Genomic DNA, 3,945 nt, shown 5'->3' with positions numbered 1-3,945 from the left:
CGCCCGCGGCGACGACCTCGCGGGGCGGGGTGGCCAGCTGGGAGAGGTCGGCCTGGATGAGCATGCGCCACACGGTCGGCGGGGCGCAGAAGGTGGTGACGCCGGCCCGGTCCATCTCGGACATCAGACGGGCGGCGTCGAAGCGCGTGTAGTTGTGGATGAACACGGTCGCCTCGGCGTTCCACGGGGCGAACAGGTTGGACCAGGCGTGCTTGGCCCAGCCGGGCGAGGAGATGTTCAGATGCACGTCGCCCGGCTTGAGGCCGATCCAGTACATCGTCGCCAGGTGCCCGATCGGGTACGAGGTGTGGGTGTGCTCGACCAGCTTGGGGCGGGCGGTGGTGCCGGAGGTGAAGTACAGCATCAGCGGGTCGTCGGCGCGGGTCGGGCCGTCCGGGACGAACCCGGCGGGCGCCGCGTAGCCGTCCTCGTACGGCTCCCAGCCCTCGGTGGGCAGGCCGCCGACGCTGATCCGGGTGTAGGTGCCGGGCACGTCGTCGAACTTCTCGGTGTCGGCCGCGCGCACGATGACGTGCTTGACCCGGCCCCGCTCCACGCGGTCGCGCAGGTCGGCGGGGCCGAGCAGCGGGGTGGCGGGGATGACGACGGCGCGCAGCTTCATCGCGGCCAGCGCCGTCTCCCACAGCTCGGCCTGGTTGCCGAGCATGACCAGAACGCGGTCCTCGGCGGCCACGCCCCTGTCGCGCAGCCAGTTCGCGACGCGGTCGGAGCGGTCGGACAGCTCGGCGAAGGACAGCCTGGTCTCGGTGCCGTCCTCCTCGACGATGTGCAGCGCGGTGCGGTCGTTGCCGTCCGCGACGACGTCGAACCAGTCGAGCGCCCAGTTGAAGTACTCGGGCCGGGGCCAGCGGAAACCCTCGTAGGCGCCCGCGTAGTCCTCGCGGTGCTCCAGCAGGAAGTCCCGGGCCCTGCGGAAGTCGTCCGTCGCCGTCGTCATCTGTCCTCCTCGTCACCGGACCATTGCCGGGCGGCTGAGGTACATCGTGTAATCCGTGATGCAGGTCTCACTACCCCCGAACGGGGGTAGGGGCCGCAGATGAGCCGCAGTGAGGGGTCGAGCAGGTGACAGCGGACGCGTCCGGGGTGATGGAGATTCGGGGTGCGCTGGCACGGCTGCGCCGCACGACCGGGGTGCCGGTGGCCTTCGGCGGGCTGGTGGACGCCGGGCACCGCCACATCCGGATCAGTGAGCTGAGCGGCAACGACACGTTCGCGCTGCGCTCCCTCGCGGTGACGTCCGGCAACGGGCTCGGCGGCAAGGCGGTCGCGCTGGCCCGGCCCTGCGCCGTCGCGGACTACTCCTCGTCGCGGCAGATCAGCCACGAGTACGACGCCCCCGTCGCCGAGGAGGGCCTGCGCTCGGTGCTCGCGGTGCCGGTGGTGGTACGGCGCCGGGTGCGCGGAGTGCTCTACGGCGCCCTGCGCACCGCCCAGCCGCTGGGCGACCGCACGCTGAGCGCGGCCGTGGCGGCGGCGCGGGACGTGGAGCAGGCGCTGGTGGTGCGCGACGAGGCGCGCGACCTGCTGCAGCAGGCGCTGGCGGGGCGCGAGGAGACGCGTGAGGTGCCGACGGGGGCCGGTCCGGCGTCCGCGAGCCGGCCGGGGGCGTGGGAGCAGGTGCGGGAAGCGCACGCGGCGCTGCGCGCGCTGGCCCCGCGTATCAGCGACCCGGCGCTGCGGGCGGAGCTGCTGGCGGCGTGCGGACTGCTCGCCCCGGTGCCGGCGACGCCGGCGGTGAGCCTCGCACCCCGTGAGCTGGACGTGCTGTCCTGTGTGGCGGCGGGCGCGACCAACGCGGCGACCGCCGACCGCCTCGGCCTGCGCCCGGAGACGGTGAAGGCCTATCTGCGCTCGGCGATGCGCAAGCTGGGCGCCCATACGAGAGGCGAGGCGGTCACAGCGGCCCGCCGAGCCGGGCTGTTGCCGTAGGCGCCCGGTGACCACCCCCGGCCGGCCACCCCGGCCCACCGCCCCCACGCCGGAGCCGTCCCCCCGCCCCGGCCGTCCGGGGTGCTCCCCCTCGTACCGCCCGGTCATCGCGGACACTGGAGTCGGCAGGAGGCGTCCGGCGCCTCGGCAGCGTTGTCATTCACCGGGACGTGGTCGTGAATTTTTCGTTGCGCAAGGGTGTTGTTATATCCCTCACGACATCGTCCGTCCGAATTTCCTGCGCGGTTGCCTAGAATTTGGCCCGAACACGACACACGGAGGGGAGCGGTAACCGTGCGACGGGACTTCCAGGAGCCTGCCCGATGCCGCCCCGACCTGGTCATCGGCCGGGACGAGCTGGTCACGACGGCCCGTGAGCGGCTCACCTCCGGCGGCAGCGTGCTGCTGCACGGTCCGGCGGGAATAGGAAAGTCGACCGTGCTGCGGGCATTGGCAGCGGAAAACTCCTTCCAAGCGGGCACCGTGTTGCGCTGCTCGGCCACCGAGTCCGAATCCCATCTCCCCTTCCTCGCCCTCGCCGACCTCTTCGGCCTGGTCCTCGACCGGATCGCCGACAAACTGCCCGGCGCCCAGCGCACCGCCCTGGAGTCCGCGCTCACCGGACGCGGCGAGTCCACCCTCCAGCGCGACGGCCTCGCGCTGCGCCTGGCCGTGCTGTCCGCGCTGCGCGCGCTCGCCGCCGACGGCCCCGTCCTGGTCGTCGCCGACGACTTCCAGTGGCTGGACTCGGCCAGCGCCGAACTGCTCGGCTTCGCCGCCCGGCGCCTCGGCGACACCCCGGTGCGGATGCTGTGCGCGGTGCGCACCGAGGCGCAGGAGTACGACCGCTACCTGCGCGCCTGCCCGCCCGACACGCTCGCCGTCCGGCTCGGCGCGCTCACCCGCGCCCAGGTCTCCACGCTGCTCGACCACCGCGGCTACACCGGCCTGCCCCGCTCCACGGTCCGCGACATCCACCGCACCAGCGGCGGCAACCCGCTCTTCGCGCTGGAGCTGGGCCGCGCGCTGGCCCGAGAACCCCACCCGCCCCGGCCGGGCGAGCCGCTGCCGGTGCCCACCTCGCTGCGCGCCCTGGTGCTCAGCCGTCTGGACCTGCTGTCCGACGAGGCCCGCCGCACCCTGCTCGGTGGCCAGCGCCGGCGCCCGCCCACCCCGGCGCTGCTGCACGCGGCCGGCCGGGACAACGCCGAGGCCGAGTGCGCCCAGGCCGCCGAGCTGGGTCTGCTGGCCACCGAGCCGGAGGCGCCCGCCGTACGCTTCGCGCACCCGCTGATCTCGGCCGCGCTGTACGCGGAGGCGCCCGCGCACGAGCGGCGCGCGGCGCACGCCGCGCTGTCCACGGCCGCCTCCGACCCGATCGAGCGGGCCCGGCACCTGGCGCTGGCCACCATCGGCACCGACCCGGACGTCGCCGCCTCGCTCGCGGACGCCGCCGCGCTCGCCCGGGACCGCGGGGCGCCCTCGGTGGCCGCCTCGCTCGGACTGCTCGCCGCCCGGCACACCCCCGCCGACGGCCGGCCAGCGCCGGACGAGCGCCGGCTGCAGGCCGCGGAGGACGCGATCACGGCCGGCGAGGTCGACCTCGCCCGGGACATCGCCCGCGAGGTGCTGACCCGGGCCACCGTGCCGGCGGAGCGGGTGCGGGCCTGGATGGTGGTGATCGAGGCGGCCGGGCAGGCCCTCGGCGACGTGGACGCCGTCTTCCCGCAGGCGCTGGCCGACGCCGGCGACGACCCGCGGCTGCTCGCCCTGGTCCACTACCAGCTGGCCTGGCGCGCTCTGGTCGTCGAGGGGGACTTCGCCGAGGCCCGGCAGGAGGCCGCGCACGCGGCGGAGCTGGCCGCGCGCGCCGGTGACCGGCGCACCGAGCTGATGGCGCTGTCGTTCCAGGCGTCCACCGAGACCCTGATGGGCCACCCGAACGCGCCCGCCACGGTCAAACGCGCCCTGCAGGAGCCGCAGGACCCGCATGTG

Annotated in this window: 3 protein-coding genes; 2 read left to right on the top strand and 1 reads right to left on the bottom strand. The window is 74.8% G+C overall.

Annotated features, from left to right (window positions below; genetic code table 11):
* The coding region (locus C3489_RS37890; RefSeq protein ID WP_146075413.1) for an AMP-binding protein at positions 1 to 958 on the bottom strand (958 nt) is incomplete at its 3' end.
* Between the two features lie 125 nt (positions 959 to 1,083).
* Between C3489_RS37890 and C3489_RS37885 the strand changes: the two genes are divergently transcribed.
* Positions 1,084 to 1,950: a helix-turn-helix transcriptional regulator gene (locus C3489_RS37885; protein WP_103786668.1), complete on the top strand. Its 867-nt coding sequence runs from the start codon at positions 1,084 to 1,086 to the stop codon at positions 1,948 to 1,950.
* Between the two features lie 294 nt (positions 1,951 to 2,244).
* A partial coding sequence (locus C3489_RS37880; protein ID WP_146075412.1) for an AAA family ATPase occupies positions 2,245 to 3,945 on the top strand: 1,701 nt, incomplete at its 3' end.

The sequence above is a fragment of the Streptomyces sp. Ru71 genome (assembly GCF_002920535.1).
Classification (GTDB): Bacteria; Actinomycetota; Actinomycetes; order Streptomycetales; family Streptomycetaceae; genus Streptomyces.
The sequence above is the reverse complement of the archived record's forward strand: the minus strand, read 5'-3'. Positions and strand labels throughout refer to the sequence as shown.